Here is a 16,135-nt window from a genome sequence, read left to right as displayed (position 1 = left end):
CCTGATCGACGACCGACAATTTAAAGGTCCGCGTGTAATCACGCTGACTGCGCCTTTTTCCTGTATTCATTACTCCCTCCTGAGAATGGGTCAGAAGGTGTAAACCTTATTCAGGACGAGACAGCGGCAATAAAAAGGGAGATCCGAAGATCTCCCTTTTTGGCATCACCGAAGTGATCAGTCGAACAGACCGAAGGTCATGTAACTGAAGATGGAACGGTCGCTGTCGCTCGACTCTGGTTCCGGCTCTTCGATCACGTCGCCGTTTTCGTCTTTCGGCTTGAGCTCGTTCGGGATCGCGTCTTTCGCGTCCTGGAACTGCTTCTGCACGTCCTGGTTGGCGCGGGTCTCTCCCGGCGGCAGCGGCGGACGGGATTCGATCAGGCCCAGAGTGGCCTTGCTCAGGAATGAACGGTTGTCGGCTTCGGCAACGCGAGGCACGAACTGACCGTCCTGCAGGCTCGGGTGATTCGGGTAGTTGAGCTTCAGGGTTTCCAGGCTGGTGGCCGCCAGTTCGTCCAGATGCAGGCGCTGGTAGGCTTCGGTCATCACCGCCAGGCCGTCACCGACCGATGGGGTTTCCTGGAAGTTTTCCACTACATAACGACCACGGTTGGCAGCGGCGACATAGGCCTGACGGGTCAGGTAGTAGTCGGCCACGTGGATTTCGTAGGCGGCCAGCAGGTTGCGCAGATAGATCATGCGCTGCTTGGCGTCCGGCGCGTAGCGGCTGTTCGGGTAGCGGCTGGTCAGCTGGGCGAACTCATTGTAGGAGTCGCGGGCGGCACCCGGGTCACGCTTGGTCATGTCCAGCGGCAGGAAGCGCGCCAGCAGGCCGACGTCTTGGTCGAACGAGGTCAGGCCCTTCAGGTAGTAGGCGTAATCGACGTTCGGGTGCTGCGGGTGCAGACGAATGAAACGCTCGGCAGCGGATTTTGCAGCTTCCGGCTCGGCGTTCTTGTAGTTGGCATAGATCAGTTCCAGCTGCGCCTGATCGGCATAGCGACCGAACGGGTAACGCGACTCCAGAGCCTTCAGCTTGGCTGTGGCGCTGGTGTAGCTGTTGTTGTCCAGGTCCTGTTGAGCCTGCTGGTACAGCTCGGCTTCACTCAGGTTTTCGTCTACGACTTCCTTCGATGAGCAAGCAGCGGTCAATGCGAGGATGGCGATCAGCAGCAGGTGTTTCACTTGCATGGCGGCTTGCGTCCCTATGACGGCCGCTGTCTTGGGCGGGGCCGTCCTGTTATGATGAGCGCCCCGTTGAAAAGCCCCGGGGCAAAAGACGCCGTATTTAACCACAAGCGCGCAGCCGAAACCAAAGGCTGTAGCCGACGCCCAGTCCGAGCATGTCCGATAAAATTGAACTTCGCGCAGAGGTGCCGTCCGAATTGGGCGGCCAACGCCTCGATCAAGTCGCCGCCCAACTCTTCGCCGAGCACTCGCGCTCGCGCCTTTCCGCCTGGATCAAAGAAGGTCGCCTGACTGTGGACGGGGCGGTCATCCGCCCGCGCGACATTGTTCATGGCGGTGCCATCCTTGAGCTCACTGCCGAGCAGGAGGCCCAGGGTGAATGGGTCGCTCAGGACATCGAACTCGACATCGTCTATGAAGACGACGACATTCTGGTGATCAACAAGCCTGCGGGTCTGGTGGTGCACCCGGCTGCCGGTCACGCTGATGGCACCTTGCTCAACGCCTTGCTGCACCACGTGCCGGACATCATCAATGTCCCGCGCGCCGGTATCGTGCATCGTCTGGACAAGGACACCACCGGTCTGATGGTGGTGGCCAAGACCATTCAGGCGCAGACCAAGCTGGTCGCCCAGCTGCAGAGCCGTAGCGTCAGCCGGATCTACGAGTGCATCGTGATCGGCGTGGTGACCGCCGGCGGCAAGATCAACGCCCCGATCGGCCGCCACGGCCAGCAGCGCCAGCGCATGGCGGTGATGGAAGGCGGCAAGCCTGCCGTCAGCCACTACCGCGTGCTGGAGCGTTTCCGTTCCCACACCCACGTTCGGGTGAAGCTGGAAACCGGTCGTACCCACCAGATTCGCGTGCACATGGCGCACATCAACTTCCCGTTGGTCGGCGACCCGGCATACGGCGGTCGTTTCCGCATTCCCCCGGCCGCGAGCCAGACCATGGTCGAATCCCTCAAGCACTTCCCCCGTCAGGCCCTGCATGCGCGGTTCCTTGAGCTGGATCACCCGACCACCGGTGAGCGCATGAGCTGGGAATCGCCGCTGCCGGAAGATCTGGTGTGGCTGCTGACCCTGCTCAAGCAGGATCGCGAGGCATTCGTCGGATGAACTGGCTGACGCCGGACTGGCCCGCGCCGGCCAGCGTCAAGGCCTGTGTCACCACCCGCGGGGGCGGCGTCAGCGAGGCGCCGTTCGACAGCCTCAACCTGGGCGATCATGTCGATGACCGCCCGGAGGCTGTTGCCGAAAACCGTCGGCGTCTGACCGAACACTTCTCTATAAAGCCTGCCTGGCTGCAGCAAGTGCACGGGATTGCCGTGGCGCATGCTGATCCGTCCGTGGTGGCCACGGCGGATGCCAGTTGGACGGCAACACCCGGTATCGCTTGTGCAGCGATGACCGCCGATTGTCTGCCGGCACTGTTCTGCGACCGTGCCGGTACTCGCGTGGCAGCGGCTCATGCCGGTTGGCGTGGATTGGCGGCCGGCGTGCTGGAAGCCACCCTCGACAGTCTGGATGTGCCCGCCGAAGACGTTCTGGTCTGGCTCGGCCCGGCCATCGGCCCGCAAGCCTTCGAAGTCGGTCCGGAAGTCCGGGAAGTCTTCATCAATCAATTGCCCGAGGCCGAGACAGCCTTTGTCCCGAGCCACAACGCCGGCAAGTTCATGGCCGACATCTATAAGCTGGCGCGGCTGCGTCTGGCGGTCTGCGGTGTCACCGCTGTTTATGGTGGCGGTTTCTGTACAGTGACCGATCCGCGCTTCTTTTCCTATCGCCGTGCGCCTCGCACTGGTCGCTTCGCCTCTTTAGTCTGGCTTACCCGCTAAACTCTCTGATCTGCATCAACTCCCTGACGCTTGAATCTTCCAGAATCGACCGCATCTATAGCGGTATCTGGCAGGTTTCTTTATTCAGGATGGTTTTTTAGGTCCGGCCTGCTCAAAAGGAAGGTGACCCATGCGTATAGACCGTTTAACCAGCAAATTGCAGTTGGCGTTGTCCGATGCCCAATCCCTGGCTGTTGGCCACGATCATCCTGCCATCGAGCCGGCGCATTTGATGCAGGCCATGCTTGAACAGCAGGGTGGTTCGATCAAACCCCTGTTGATGCAGGTGGGCTTCGACGTCAACAGCTTGCGTAAAGAGCTGACCAAAGAGCTCGATCAATTACCGAAAATCCAGAATCCGACCGGCGACGTCAACATGTCGCAGGATCTGGCGCGTCTGCTCAACCAGGCCGATCGTCTGGCCCAGCAGAAGGGCGATCAGTTCATTTCCAGCGAGCTGGTGCTGCTCGCCGCGATGGACGAGAACAGCAAGCTCGGGAAGTTGCTGCTCGGCCAGGGCGTGAGCAAAAAGGCTCTGGAAAATGCAATCAACAACCTGCGCGGTGGCGAGGCGGTCAACGACGCCAACCACGAAGAGTCGCGTCAGGCACTGGATAAGTACACCGTCGACCTGACCAAACGCGCCGAAGAAGGCAAGCTTGACCCGGTGATCGGCCGTGACGACGAGATCCGTCGCACCATTCAGGTGCTGCAACGCCGTACCAAGAACAACCCGGTGCTGATCGGCGAGCCTGGCGTGGGTAAAACCGCGATTGCCGAAGGTCTGGCCCAGCGCATCATCAATGGTGAAGTGCCGGACGGCCTGCGCGGCAAGCGTCTGCTGTCCCTCGATATGGGGGCGCTGATTGCCGGTGCCAAGTATCGCGGCGAGTTTGAAGAGCGCCTGAAAGCGCTGCTCAACGAGCTGTCGAAGCAGGAAGGGCAGATCATTCTGTTCATCGACGAACTGCACACCATGGTCGGCGCCGGCAAGGGCGAAGGCTCGATGGACGCCGGCAACATGCTTAAACCGGCCCTGGCCCGTGGTGAGCTGCATTGCGTCGGCGCGACCACGCTCAACGAGTACCGCCAATATATAGAGAAGGACGCGGCCCTCGAGCGACGCTTCCAGAAAGTGCTGGTGGACGAGCCGAGCGAAGAGGACACCATCGCGATCCTGCGTGGCCTCAAGGAGCGTTACGAGGTTCACCACAAGGTGGCGATCACCGACGGCGCGATCATCGCGGCGGCCAAGCTCAGCCATCGCTACATCACTGACCGGCAGCTGCCGGACAAGGCGATCGACCTGATCGACGAAGCGGCCAGCCGCATCCGCATGGAGATCGACTCCAAGCCGGAAGTGCTGGATCGTCTGGAGCGGCGCCTGATTCAACTGAAAGTCGAATCCCAGGCCCTGAAGAAAGAAAGCGACGAAGCGGCGATCAAGCGCCTGGAAAAACTCCAGGAAGAAATCGTCCGCCACGAGCGGGAGTATTCGGATCTGGAGGAAATCTGGAACTCGGAAAAAGCCGAGGTGCAGGGTTCTGCACAGATTCAGCAGAAGATCGAACAGTCCCGTCAGGAGCTGGAAGCCGCGCGCCGTAAAGGCGACCTGAACCGCATGGCCGAGTTGCAGTATGGGGTGATCCCGGATCTGGAACGCAGCCTGCAAATGGTCGACCAGCACGGCAAGAGCGAAAACCAGTTGCTGCGCAGCAAGGTGACCGAAGAGGAAATCGCCGAAGTCGTTTCGAAGTGGACCGGTATTCCGGTGTCGAAAATGCTCGAAGGCGAACGCGACAAGCTGATGAAGATGGAAAGCCTGTTGCATCAACGCGTGATCGGCCAGGACGAAGCGGTGGTGGCAGTAGCCAACGCGGTGCGGCGTTCCCGTGCCGGGTTGTCCGACCCGAACCGCCCGAGCGGCTCGTTCATGTTCCTCGGCCCGACCGGTGTCGGTAAAACCGAGCTGTGCAAGGCGCTGGCCGAATTCCTCTTCGATACGGAAGAGGCGATGGTGCGAATCGACATGTCCGAGTTCATGGAGAAACATTCCGTGGCACGGTTGATCGGGGCACCACCGGGCTACGTCGGCTACGAAGAGGGTGGCTACCTGACCGAAGCGGTACGGCGCAAGCCTTACTCGGTGATCCTGCTGGACGAAGTCGAGAAGGCGCATCCGGACGTGTTCAACATCCTGCTGCAAGTGCTGGAGGATGGTCGTCTGACCGACAGCCATGGCCGCACGGTGGACTTCCGCAATACCGTGATCGTCATGACCTCCAATCTCGGTTCGATGCAGATCCAGGAACTGGTCGGTGATCGTGAAGCACAACGGGCAGCGGTGATGGATGCGATTTCCACCCACTTCCGTCCGGAGTTCATCAACCGCGTTGACGAAGTGGTGATCTTCGAGCCATTGGCGCGGGATCAGATCGCGGGCATCACCGAGATCCAGCTGGGCCGTTTGCGCAACCGTCTGGCCGAGCGCGAGCTGAAGCTGGAACTGAGCCCTGAGGCGATGGACAAGCTGATTGCCGTCGGTTACGACCCGGTCTATGGCGCACGGCCGCTGAAGCGGGCGATCCAGCGCTGGATCGAGAACCCGTTGGCGCAGTTGATCCTGTCGGGACGCTTCATGCCGGGCGAGACCGCAACCGGTGTGGTGGAGAACGACGAGATCACGTTCAACTGACACCTGCCGGTGGTGAAGTAAGGAAGGCCTCGCACTGCGAGGCCTTTTTTTTCGCCAGGCTGTTGAACTCAAAGGAAAAGGCTTGTAAAGTGCGCCCCGCAGTCAGTCACCAACACGGTTTCAGCTCACTGAGCAGAAATCTGAAATAAGTTGCAAATCATTAACTTGAAAGCAATTTAGGGGGTTGACAGAGGTGTTCTAGGTTGTAGAATAGCGCGCCTCAGACACACGAACGCAGCGATGCGAAAACGATGTCGAGAAGCTGCAAGTTTCACCGTTGTAAATTGAAATATGTAGTTCCGTGATAGCTCAGTCGGTAGAGCAAATGACTGTTAATCATTGGGTCCCAGGTTCGAGTCCTGGTCACGGAGCCAATTTCAAACCGGGGTATAGCGCAGTCCGGTAGCGCGCCTGCTTTGGGAGCAGGATGTCAGGAGTTCGAATCCCCTTACCCCGACCATTTTTGGGTCGTTAGCTCAGTTGGTAGAGCAGTTGGCTTTTAACCAATTGGTCGTAGGTTCGAATCCCACACGACCCACCATTTTTGAAACCAGGTAACACTGGGATCGAATCTTAAGATCAGAGGCCAAAAGCGCTGATCGAAGAAGGCGATCTTTGAAAGGTCGCCTTTTTTTTACCGGGGTATAGCGCAGTCCGGTAGCGCGCCTGCTTTGGGAGCAGGATGTCGGGAGTTCGAATCCCCCTACCCCGACCATATTAAAAATCCTCGTATCGAAAGATACGGGGATTTTTTTTGCCCTGCGGAAATGTTTCATTCAAGTCGTCATACAACTTGCCGATAGCCCGCTAACGAAAGGGGCCTGCCGCATCAAGCGCCCCTGAATTCTGCCAATACAAGAAAAAGGGCGTTCGTCATGTTGCTTCGTCAGTTGAATATTGCTCCCCGTGCCGCCTTGGGCTTCGCCCTGATCGCGGTGCTGGTGGCATTGCTGGGGGTGTTTGCGCTGGGGCAGATGTCGAGCATCCGCGACAGCGAAGTGGCAGTGGAGACGCAATGGCTGCCGAGCATTCGCGGCGGTGACGAGATTCGCGAGATCATGCTGCGCATTCGCACCATCTCCCTGCGCATGGCGCTGGATCAGGATCCGGCCAACATCGCCACGTACCGGAGCCAGATGGACACCCGCGACAAGGAACTGAGCGAGAAAATCGCCGCTTACGACCGGCTGGTGACGACCCCGGAAGGTCAGCAGTTGTACGATCAGTTCAAGAAAACCTTCGCCGCCTACCGTACCGGGATCGCTCAGTCATTCACTCTCGCCGAGCAAGGCAAGCGCGATGAGCTGACCAAGCTGCTGCTGGTCGACATGAAAACCGTGGTCGACGGCTCCGGTAAACAACTCAATGACCTGGCAGACCTGTTCGCCCGTCAGGTCGCCGCTGAAAGCCAGAACTCTGCCGCCCACTACGAAACCTCGCGCACTATCGTGAGCTTGTTCATTGCTTTGGCGGCGCTGGCCACCGTCGCCTTGGCCATGTTGCTGACCCGCAGCATCGTCCGCCCCCTGAGCGCCGCCGTCGACGCCGCTGAGCACGTCGCCAGAGGCGATCTGACCCGTCCGATCGAAACTCACGGCAACGATGAGGTCAGCCGTCTGCTCAAGGCGTTGGCGACCATGCAGCAGAACCTGCGCGAAACCCTGCAGGGCATCAGTGGCTCGGCCACGCAACTGGCGACCGCTTCCGACGAACTGAGCGCGGTGACCCACGACAGCACGCAAGGGCTGCAGCAGCAGAACAACGAAATCGAACAAGCCGCCACCGCGGTCAACGAGATGACCACAGCGGTGGAGGAAGTCGCTCGCAATGCGGTGTCGACGTCCGACGCCACCCGCCAGTCCAGCGAGTCGGCGCAGTTGGGCCAGGAGCGGGTCAGTGAAACTGCTGGCGCCATCAACGCCCTGGCCAGTGAAGTCGAGCACACTGGTGAGTTGGTGCAATCGCTGGCCAATCAGTCGCAAGACATCGGCAAAGTGCTGGATGTGATCCGGGCGATCGCCGAACAGACCAACCTGCTGGCGCTCAACGCCGCCATCGAAGCCGCGCGGGCCGGGGAGAGCGGACGCGGGTTTGCGGTGGTCGCCGATGAAGTCCGGGCGCTGGCTTATCGCACTCAGCAATCGACCCAGGAAATCGAGCAGATGGTGCAGGGCATGCGCAACGGTTCGAGCCTGGCGCTGGAGTCGATGCAGGCCAGTGCCTCGCGGGCGGCCACTACGCTGGTGCTGGCGGAGCGGGCCGGTGAAGCGTTGCAGACGATCACGGCCTCGGTAAACGAAATCCACGAGCGCAATCTGGTGATCGCCAGCGCCGCCGAAGAACAGGCGCAGGTGGCGCGGGAAGTGGATCGCAATCTGGTGAACATACGCGATCTGTCGGTGCGCTCGGCGGCGGGTGCCGATCAAACCAACGCGTCGAGCCATGAACTGTCGCAACTGGCCAACGCCCTGCAAGGCATGGTGCGACGCTTCCAGCTGTAATCGTGCAGGCGTGAAAAAGCCGCGCTTCTCGTCAGAGAAAGCGCGGCTTTGTTTTATCGGGCAGGCTGAGAAATCAGGCACCGTCCTGGTCTTTCAGGTGTTCGAACAGACCTTTGGGCATTTTCTTGCCGTTGGCTTCGAAGTTGGCTTTGACGTTGTTGTACGCCTCTTGCTCGTCGATGAAACCGTCGTGGTTGGTGTCGATCTTGTCGAAGTCGGACTTCGGAGCAACTTTCAGAAACTCGGCGCGCGAAACCTTGCCGTCGCCATCGGTGTCGGTCTTGGCCATCGACGCATCGCCGCATTTGCCTTCACCGCATTTGCCTTCCGGGGTTTTCACCGAGGTCTCGGCCGAAGCGACCATGTAGCCCTGGGCCAGCGGTTGCGCGGCGAATACCGAGCCGGACAGCATCAGGCCGCCAGCCAGTACGGCACCGACCAGGCCAAGGGAGTTTTTGCCGATTTTCGAAGTACGGGACATTGCATTCTCCTTCGGTTGCACAGCGCAACCACACGTTAAGGGCGATCAAGCCGGAGCAGGTGTGCTCGGGTGTGGCCATTAAGCTTTGGCGGTGTATCGCGTCTGTGTCGAGGAGCGGGGCGTTTGTAAGCGAAGGTGGGGAAAGCTGGGGCAGATACAGTAGAAAACAAAACACCGTGAGGGCGAGCCCGCCCCCACGGTGTTTTTACATCAGTGCAGCTTCAGGCGCGGCTCGGTGCCGCGTCCGATCTTGCTGCCGAGCATCAGCATCGCCGTGCGGAACGGCCCGTACAGCGCCATCTGGTGCATGCGGTACAGCGACACGTAAAACATCCGCGCCAGCCAGCCTTCGAGCATCACGCTGCCGGTCAGGTTACCCATCAAGTTACCCACAGCCGAAAAACGCGACAGCGAAATCAGCGAGCCGTAGTCGGTGTACTTGTACTCCGGCAAGGTTTTGCCTTCGATCCGCAGTTTCAGCGATTTGGCCAGCAGCGACGCCTGTTGGTGCGCAGCCTGGGCCCGTGGTGGAACGTTGCGATCGGAGCCCGGTTGCGGGCAGGCGGCGCAGTCACCGAAGGCGAAAATATTTTCATCGCGGGTGGTTTGCAGCGTCGGCAGCACTTGCAACTGGTTGATGCGGTTGGTTTCCAGCCCGTCGATGTCCTTGAGGAACGCTGGCGCGCGGATCCCGGCGGCCCAGACTTTCAGGCTGGCCTTGATCTCGTTGCCATCGGCGGTGATCAGGCTGTCAGCGGTGACCTGGCTGACCGAAGCGTTGGTCATCACGTTGACCCCGAGTTTCTCCAGAGTCTTGTGCACCGGCCCGCTGATACGTTCAGGCAGTGCTGGCAGCACCCGTGGCCCGGCTTCGATCAGGGTGATGTGCATGTTTTCCGGTTTGATCCGGTCCAGACCGTAGGCGGCCAGCTCATGAGCGGCGTTGTGCAGTTCTGCCGCCAGTTCGACGCCCGTGGCGCCGGCGCCGACGATGGCCACGCTGATCTGCTGGACCGCATCGGTCTGCCCGGCGTGAGCGCGCAGATAGTGATTGAGCAGTTGCTGGTGGAAACGCTCGGCCTGCTTGCGGGTGTCGAGGAACAGGCAGTGTTGCGCGGCGCCTTGGGTGCCGAAGTCGTTGGTGGTGCTGCCGACCGCGATCACCAGCGAGTCATAGGGCACTTCTCGCGCCGGCACCAGCTCAACGCCGTTTTCGTCGTAGGTGGCGGCCAGCTGGATCTTCTTCTGCTCACGATCGAGCCCGCTCATGCGCCCCAGCTGAAACTCGAAGTGGTTCCATTTGGCCTGGGCGACATAGTTGAGTTCGTCTTCGGAGGAGTTCAGCGATCCGGCGGCCACTTCGTGCAGCAGCGGTTTCCAGATGTGCGTGAGGTTCGCGTCGACCAGCATGATGCTGGCGGTGCCGCGTTTGCCCAGGGTCTTACCCAGACGGGTAGCCAACTCCAGACCGCCGGCGCCGCCGCCGACAATGACAATACGATGGGACATAGGGATAGCTCGCAAGGTTTTGAAAGGAAATCGGTGCAGCTACCCGAGCGAGCGCGATGCAGCTCATAGCGTCAGGTAACTGATTAAACGGCTCAACAGGCCCAGACCAATGGTCACTGCCAGCACCAGCACCAGGAGCATCCACGGCCGGAATGGCCGGCGCTCGACACGGTGTTGGGACAACTGCAGGTACTCTTCGACATGCTTCTGGTCTTCGGGGTTCAGGCGGCTGGTCATAAAGGCCTCGTCAGGTAGACGTTACTGAATGAGAACACGCTACAGCGGTTTTCAACCGGGATTGAACGCAGCATAGCCACTGTCCGGGACCGGTTCGACAGACACACTGTCCCCGAGGCGAATGATCCCGCTTTGTAACACTCGCGCGGTGATTCCGCCATGCCCGCGCACGGCCTGGAACGTTCCGGGGCCAAGGTTGTTTTGCAGACGCGCACACGGCTGGCACCAGCCTGTGGTTTCGAAAATTGCCTGACCAATGCGAAAGCGCCGCCCCTTGAGGCTGAACAGGTTGATCCCGCTTATAACGAGATTGCGCCGCAGATCTTCAGGCGTGACCGGTTGTTCGGCCGACCGGCCCATCAGGCCGCTGATCACGGCCAGATGTTCCCACTGAATCAGCGTCACCTGCCGCGCATTGCGCACACCGGTCCGCGCGTGGTCGCCGGTGAGCCCGGCTTCCAGCCGCGCTTCCACGGCGTCGAGCGCGAGCATCGGCCCCCGTGATTCGGGGCGCACGCCAATCCAGCGCACGCTTCCGGTCTGCGGAACATCGGCGATCAATTGTTGAAGTGGCGTCACAGGCTGATCCCTACATCGAACACGATACTGCGCCCCAGATTGCCGCGCAGGAAGTCCGGCGCGTCGGGATGGGCGAACAGCACCCGTGCAAAGGTCGGCCCGACCAGCGACAACGAGCGCCAGCCCTGACGCAGGTATTCGGTGGGCGGCGGAAAGTGGCTATTGAGGTCGAGCACTTCGCGCTTGAGGCTGGCGAAGGCAATGATGTCCAGCTCGCCGAGATCCATGCCGCGTTCCTTGTAGTTGTGCGCTTTCTTGCGCAAGGTCGGCGCCAGTCTCAGCAGAAATTCATTGGCCGGAATCCGCCGCGGCTTGGCTTCACGCCGCACCAGTTGGCTGAGGGAAAACGCACTGCGCCGACGTTGCAGCTCATCGCGCCATTCGTCGTTCAGCCGACGACCTTCGTCGAGGACGAAAAACACCTCGAAATTGGCGTCGCGAAACAGCACGTCCGGCGGCTCACCGGCCGGGGCGAATTCGTCGGCGCGATAAGGAATGTTCAAGCCTTGCAGCAGGCGCTGGCAGACCCAACGCTCACGCTCCCATTTGCGGGCATTGGACAGAAAGGCGTTGGCTTGCTCGGCCGCGATGGTCAGCAGGCGTAAATAATCTGAGTCATCCATAGGCCCAAGCTTAGCGTTCAATTGCGACAAGCAGAAAGCGTTCGCGCGGCAAAGTGCATCAGTAGGCAGTCCGGAGGGGCGGTGTAGACTGATGGCACCGTGTATCAACGTCGAATGAAAGGGGCTGAATGTGAAATTTCGCTGGCTGTTGTTGTTCGCTGTCGTTCCGCTGTGGGCCCATGCGCTGGAAATCGGCGAGCGGCTGGCACCCTGGACGCTGCTGGATCAGTACGATAAGTCGTTCACTCTCGATAACTCCACTACGACGCTGTTGGTGGCGCGCGACATGGACGGCGCGAAACTGTTCAAGCAAGCCATGGCGGATCAGCCCAAGGGCTATCTGGAGGCGCGGCATGCGGTGTTTGTCGCCGATATCCAGCGCATGCCGGCGCTGATCGCGAAGATGTTCGCCGTTCCGGCGATGCGTGACTACAGCTATCGAGTGCTGCTTGATCGCGAAAGTCGCGTGGCCTCTCGCTACCCCGGGGCCGAAGGTGCGGTGCTCTGGTTGCAGCTCAAGGACGGGCGCTTGCTGGCCCGGCACGAATACACCCAGGTGGCGGAACTGCGCGAGGCGCTGGAGCAGGCGCGCCCATGATCGGCGCCGAGTTGCTGTCGTCCGCAAGCCTGCTACTGGGGTGGCTGGTTTACTTGCCAGTGGTGATTTGGGCGATCTGCCGCGCACCGTGGGTCGAACTGTTCAGCGACAGCCGCCGTCAGCACTTGCTGTTCGGCACGGTGTTCGCGTTGTTTCTGCTGTGGCTGGTACGCAGGGATTTCGATACCGGCGTGTCTTACCACTTCATTGGCATGACGGCAGTGACGCTGCTGCTGGACTGGCCGCTGGCGATCGTCGGCGGACTGGTGGCGCAACTGGGACTGGTGCTGTTGGGGCGTCAGGATCTGGTGGCTGTCGGGGTCAACGGCGCCTTGCTGATCCTGTTGCCGGTGCTGATCACCGAGTGCGTGGCGATCCTGGTCGAGCGCGCCCAGCCGCGCAATCCGTTCGTGTACATCTTCTGTTCCGGTTTTTTCGCCGCGGCGCTGTCGGCGTTGTTCTGCCTGACGCTGAGCCTGACTTTGCTCTGGTACGACGGCCTCTTTGCCATGCCGGAATGGCTGGAAGATTTCATCGGTTACCTGTGGCTGCTGATATTTCCCGAAGCCTTCATCAACGGCATGGTGGTCAGCGCGTTGGTGGTGTTCTGCCCGGAATGGCTGGAGACCTTCAACCGCACCCGCTACCTTTCGGCGCCGTGGAAGGACGACGATCCCAAGTCTTGATCCACATCAAATCCACTCTGCGCGCGGCATTTCATGCTCGGCCAAATCCCTTCAGGAGCAGCGGCATGAGCGTGTACGAGTGGGCGAGGCAGGAAACCCGGCAGAGTCTGGAGATGGCGCAGGAGGTGGGGTTCGATCCGGGCCTGAGCCTGCGCGCCTTGCTCAGTGCGGTGGTGCAGCAGAGCAAGGCGGTGCGCAACGCCGAAGACCTGGCCGACGAGTTGCGCTTTCTGGCGGAAAACCTCGACGACGATCAGGACTACGGCTTCATGCGGCCCTGAGCGCGATCAGTGACGCGGGTCGAAGTCGCCGGAAAACAGTTCGTCCTCGGCATCCGGGGCCACCGGAATCTTGTGTTCTTCCGACGCCCAGGCGCCGAGGTCGATGAGTTTGCAGCGGTCCGAGCAGAACGGACGGTATTTGTTCTCCGGGGTGAATTCCACGGGCGCGCCGCAAGTCGGGCAGTTGACGGTTGGGGTCTGGCTCATGATTGGCCTCCGGATAAAGTCAGGTAAAAGTGATGCAGGCGCTCGACCTCGCTGTGCAGCCAAGCGAGGTCGCGGTCGTTGACCACCACATCGTCGGCACGGCTGATGCGGTCTTCGCGGCTGGACTGGGCTTTGAGGATCGCCTGGACCTGCTGTTCGCTGGTCTGGTCACGCTGCAAGGTGCGTTCGATCTGCAGTTGTTGCGGTGCGTCGATTACCAGAATTCGCTGGGTCATCGCGTATTGCCCGGATTCGATCAGCAGCGGCGAAACCAGAATCGCATAAGGCGATTTTGCCAGCGCCAGGTGATGGGCGATTTCTTCGGCGATCAACGGATGCAATAAGGCTTCGAGCCAGCGCCGTTGCTCCGGCACCTCGAAGATCAGTTTGCGCAGGGCTGCACGATCCAGCGTGCCGTCGGCCTGCAACACGTCGGGGCCGAAGTGTTCGGCGATCTTCGCCAGCGCCGGACGGCCCGGTTCGACCACCCAGCGCGCCGCGTGATCAGCGTCCACCACGTGGATACCAAGATCGATGAAGTGCTGGGCGGCGGCGCTTTTGCCGCTGCCGATGCCGCCGGTCAGGCCGAGAATCCAGGGTTTTTCCACAGGGGTATTCATTTCAAACCGACAAACTGCCAATAGAAGCCGGTTATTTGACCACCCCAGAGCAAGGCAATCCAGCCGGCAATTGCCAGATACGGGCCGAAGGGAATCGGCGTCGAGGTTTTCTGGTCGCGCAGCTTGAGCAAAATCACCCCGAGCACGGCGCCCACCAGCGAAGACAGCAGGATGGTCAGCGGCAGAATCTGCCAGCCGCCCCAGGCCCCGAGCAGCGCCAGCAGCTTGAAATCGCCGTGACCGATGCCGTCCTTGCCGGTGATCAGTTTGAACAGCCAGAACACCGACCACAGCGCCATGTACCCAAGCACCGCGCCCCACAGGGCATCGTGCAGCGGCACGAACAGCTCGAAGCTGTTGACGATCAGCCCCAGCCACAGCAGCGGCAGCACCAGCACGTCGGGCAACAATTGATGTTCGGTGTCGATCAGGCTCATGGCCAACAGGCCCCAGGTCAGCACGATCAGCAGGCACGCCGGCCAGCCGAAACCCAGGTGCCAGGCGATGAACGCCGAGAGCAGGCCGCAGGCCAGTTCGGTCAGCGGGTAACGCTTGCTGATCGGTGCGCTGCAACTTGAACAGCGCCCGCGCAGAAACACGTAACTCAACACGGGAATGTTTTCCCAGGCCCGGATCCGGTGGCCACAGTGCGGGCATTGGGAGTGCGGCAGCATCAGGTTGTAAGTGGGTAACGGTGCTTCACCGGGCAGCCCCAAAACATCGTGAGCCTGCTGGCGCCATTCACGCTCGAGCATTTTCGGCAGGCGCCAGATCAACACGTTGAGGAAACTGCCGACCACCAGCCCCAGCAGCAGGGCGGTGAAGACAAAGGCCAGCGGATACAGGCTGAAGAGTTCGTCGATAGGCATGTCAGATCGCTGAGCCGAGTTGGAAGATCGGCAGGTACATCGCCACCACCAGACCGCCGACGATCACCCCGAGCACCACCATGATGAACGGCTCCATCAGGCTGGTGAGGTTGTCGACCATGTTGTCCACCTCGTCCTCATAGAAACCTGCGACCTTGTCGAGCATCTCGTCCAGTGCGCCGGACTCTTCGCCGATGGCGGTCATCTGCACCGCCATGTTCGGAAAGATGCCGGTGGAGCGCATCGAGAAATTCAGCTGCATGCCGGTGGAAACGTCCTGACGGATGCGCAACACGGCGCGCTTGAACACTACGTTGCCGGTGGCCCCGGCCACCGAATCCAGTGCTTCCACCAGTGGCACGCCGGCCGCGAAGGTGGTCGACAGGGTCCGGGCAAACCGCGCCACGGCGGACTTGTACATCAATGTGCCCACCAGCGGCAGCTTGAGAAACCAGGCGTCACGCCGGTCGCGCAGCGCCTGGGATTTTTTCAGGGCATGGCGGGTGCCGAAAAAACTGGCCACCAGCAAACCGAGAATCGCCCACCACCATTGCTGCATGAATTCGGACAGGCTGATCACCATCAACGTGAAGGCTGGCAGTTCGGCACCGAAGCCAGAGAACACCGACTGGAACTGCGGCACCACCTTGACCAGCAGAATCCCGGTAACCACCGCTGCCACCAGCACCACGGCCGACGGGTAGGTCATGGCCTTCTTGATCTTGGCCTTGAGGCTTTCGCTCTTTTCTTTGTAGGTCGCGACCCGCTCCAGCAGGGTGTCGAGGGCGCCGGACTGCTCGCCGGCATCCACCAGGTTGCAGTACAACTCGTCGAAATATTGCGGTTTCTTGCGCAGCGCGGCGGCGAAACTGTTACCGGCGGCGACCTCCTGTTTCACCTCGTCGACCAGCTTGCGCATGGCCGGGTTTTCGAAGCCTTCGCCAATGATGTCGAACGACTGCAACAGCGGCACGCCGGCCTTCATCATGGTCGCCATCTGCCGGGTGAAGAGGGCAATGTCCTGGGCCTTGATGCGCTTGCCGAAGCTCAGCAACGAGGCGGATTTCTTGCGCACCTTGCCGGGGTTGATGCCCTGCTTGCGCAATTGGGCCTTGACCAGCGCGGGGTTCTGGCCGCTCAGCTCGCCGGTCACCTTGCTGCCTTTGCGGTCCGTGCCTTCCCAGGCATAGACACTGATTTTCGCTGCCTTGACGGCCATGT

17 protein-coding genes and 4 tRNA genes are annotated in these 16,135 nt (G+C 60.7%); 11 read left to right on the top strand and 10 right to left on the bottom strand.

The genetic code is table 11. From position 1 onward, the window contains the following. Positions 1-177: 177 nt before the first annotated feature. Positions 178-1,194 (bottom strand): outer membrane protein assembly factor BamD, encoded by a 1,017-nt coding sequence (locus JKA62_RS28620; protein ID WP_007959566.1) that lies wholly within the window; start codon positions 1,192-1,194, stop codon positions 178-180. A gap of 152 nt (positions 1,195-1,346) precedes the next feature. Here JKA62_RS28620 and rluD point away from each other — a divergent pair, with 152 nt between their 5' ends. The 8 genes from rluD (at position 1,347) to JKA62_RS28580 (ending at position 8,224) form a co-directional block, all read left to right on the top strand. Next, positions 1,347-2,309, top strand: coding sequence for a 23S rRNA pseudouridine(1911/1915/1917) synthase RluD (gene rluD / locus JKA62_RS28615; protein WP_011335991.1), 963 nt, complete (start codon positions 1,347-1,349; stop codon positions 2,307-2,309). Beyond that, positions 2,306-3,028 (top strand): peptidoglycan editing factor PgeF, encoded by a 723-nt coding sequence (gene pgeF / locus JKA62_RS28610; protein ID WP_011335990.1) that lies wholly within the window; start codon positions 2,306-2,308, stop codon positions 3,026-3,028. The genes rluD and pgeF overlap by 4 nt, the downstream gene beginning before the upstream one ends. A gap of 130 nt (positions 3,029-3,158) precedes the next feature. Continuing rightward, positions 3,159-5,723, top strand: coding sequence for an ATP-dependent chaperone ClpB (gene clpB, locus JKA62_RS28605; RefSeq protein WP_201820514.1), 2,565 nt, complete (start codon positions 3,159-3,161; stop codon positions 5,721-5,723). Positions 5,724-6,021: 298 nt separating this feature from the next. Continuing rightward, positions 6,022-6,097: transfer RNA gene (locus JKA62_RS28600), tRNA-Asn, on the top strand. 9 nt (positions 6,098-6,106) lie between these two features. Beyond that, a tRNA-Pro gene (locus JKA62_RS28595) sits at positions 6,107-6,183 on the top strand. A gap of 5 nt (positions 6,184-6,188) precedes the next feature. Continuing rightward, positions 6,189-6,264: transfer RNA gene (locus JKA62_RS28590), tRNA-Lys, on the top strand. A gap of 97 nt (positions 6,265-6,361) precedes the next feature. After that, positions 6,362-6,438, top strand: a tRNA-Pro gene (locus JKA62_RS28585). A gap of 160 nt (positions 6,439-6,598) precedes the next feature. Beyond that, on the top strand, positions 6,599-8,224 hold the full coding sequence (locus JKA62_RS28580) for a methyl-accepting chemotaxis protein (RefSeq protein WP_201820511.1): 1,626 nt from the start codon (positions 6,599-6,601) through the stop codon (positions 8,222-8,224). A gap of 73 nt (positions 8,225-8,297) precedes the next feature. Here the strand turns inward: JKA62_RS28580 and JKA62_RS28575 are convergent, their stop codons facing one another. From JKA62_RS28575 to JKA62_RS28555, 5 genes are all read right to left on the bottom strand, one after another. Then, positions 8,298-8,705, bottom strand: a complete 408-nt coding sequence (locus JKA62_RS28575; protein WP_007959573.1) for an HvfA family oxazolone/thioamide-modified RiPP metallophore — start codon at positions 8,703-8,705, stop codon at positions 8,298-8,300. Between the two features lie 210 nt (positions 8,706-8,915). After that, positions 8,916-10,214 (bottom strand): NAD(P)/FAD-dependent oxidoreductase, encoded by a 1,299-nt coding sequence (locus JKA62_RS28570; protein WP_011335987.1) that lies wholly within the window; start codon positions 10,212-10,214, stop codon positions 8,916-8,918. A 63-nt stretch (positions 10,215-10,277) separates the two neighbouring features. Beyond that, complete coding sequence (locus tag JKA62_RS28565) at positions 10,278-10,451, bottom strand: DUF3094 family protein (RefSeq protein ID WP_003228304.1); 174 nt, start codon at positions 10,449-10,451, stop codon at positions 10,278-10,280. Positions 10,452-10,502: 51 nt separating this feature from the next. Continuing rightward, positions 10,503-11,030, bottom strand: a complete 528-nt coding sequence (locus JKA62_RS28560; protein WP_011335986.1) for an MOSC domain-containing protein — start codon at positions 11,028-11,030, stop codon at positions 10,503-10,505. Next, a complete protein-coding gene (locus JKA62_RS28555; protein WP_007959580.1) occupies positions 11,027-11,653 on the bottom strand; it encodes a DUF1780 domain-containing protein in 627 nt (208 codons plus the stop codon). Before JKA62_RS28555 ends, JKA62_RS28560 begins: the two co-directional genes overlap by 4 nt. A gap of 130 nt (positions 11,654-11,783) precedes the next feature. On the opposite strand from JKA62_RS28555, the gene JKA62_RS28550 reads away from it, so the two are divergent. The 3 genes from JKA62_RS28550 to JKA62_RS28540 all read left to right on the top strand — a co-directional run bounded on the left by JKA62_RS28550 (position 11,784) and on the right by JKA62_RS28540 (position 13,218). Next, a complete protein-coding gene (locus JKA62_RS28550) occupies positions 11,784-12,251 on the top strand; it encodes a hypothetical protein (RefSeq protein WP_011335985.1) in 468 nt (155 codons plus the stop codon). After that, positions 12,248-12,937 (top strand): energy-coupling factor ABC transporter permease, encoded by a 690-nt coding sequence (locus JKA62_RS28545; RefSeq protein WP_011335984.1) that lies wholly within the window; start codon positions 12,248-12,250, stop codon positions 12,935-12,937. The genes JKA62_RS28550 and JKA62_RS28545 overlap by 4 nt, the downstream gene beginning before the upstream one ends. A gap of 65 nt (positions 12,938-13,002) precedes the next feature. Next, on the top strand, positions 13,003-13,218 hold the full coding sequence (locus JKA62_RS28540; RefSeq protein ID WP_007959584.1) for a hypothetical protein: 216 nt from the start codon (positions 13,003-13,005) through the stop codon (positions 13,216-13,218). 6 nt (positions 13,219-13,224) lie between these two features. On the opposite strand, the gene yacG is transcribed toward JKA62_RS28540, so the two are convergent. From yacG to JKA62_RS28520, 4 genes are read right to left on the bottom strand one after another with little or no spacing between them, the layout of a single operon-like run. After that, positions 13,225-13,425 carry a DNA gyrase inhibitor YacG gene (gene yacG, locus JKA62_RS28535; RefSeq protein ID WP_011335983.1) on the bottom strand — a complete coding sequence of 67 codons (201 nt, stop codon included), beginning with the start codon at positions 13,423-13,425 and terminating at the stop codon, positions 13,225-13,227. Then, entirely contained in the window at positions 13,422-14,045 is a 624-nt protein-coding gene (coaE, locus tag JKA62_RS28530) for a dephospho-CoA kinase (RefSeq protein WP_011335982.1), read from the bottom strand. Before coaE ends, yacG begins: the two co-directional genes overlap by 4 nt. After that, entirely contained in the window at positions 14,042-14,914 is an 873-nt protein-coding gene (locus tag JKA62_RS28525) for a prepilin peptidase (protein ID WP_011335981.1), read from the bottom strand. Before JKA62_RS28525 ends, coaE begins: the two co-directional genes overlap by 4 nt. Position 14,915: 1 nt before the next feature. Further along, positions 14,916-16,133, bottom strand: coding sequence for a type II secretion system F family protein (locus JKA62_RS28520; protein WP_011335980.1), 1,218 nt, complete (start codon positions 16,131-16,133; stop codon positions 14,916-14,918). Between the last annotated feature and the right edge of the window lie 2 nt (positions 16,134-16,135).

Origin of the sequence: Pseudomonas sp. B7 (genome assembly GCF_016735645.1) — a bacterium.
GTDB lineage: Bacteria > Pseudomonadota > Gammaproteobacteria > Pseudomonadales > Pseudomonadaceae > Aquipseudomonas > Aquipseudomonas glycinae.
Note: the sequence above shows the minus strand (reverse complement) of the source record. Positions and strands in the feature narration are given on the sequence as shown.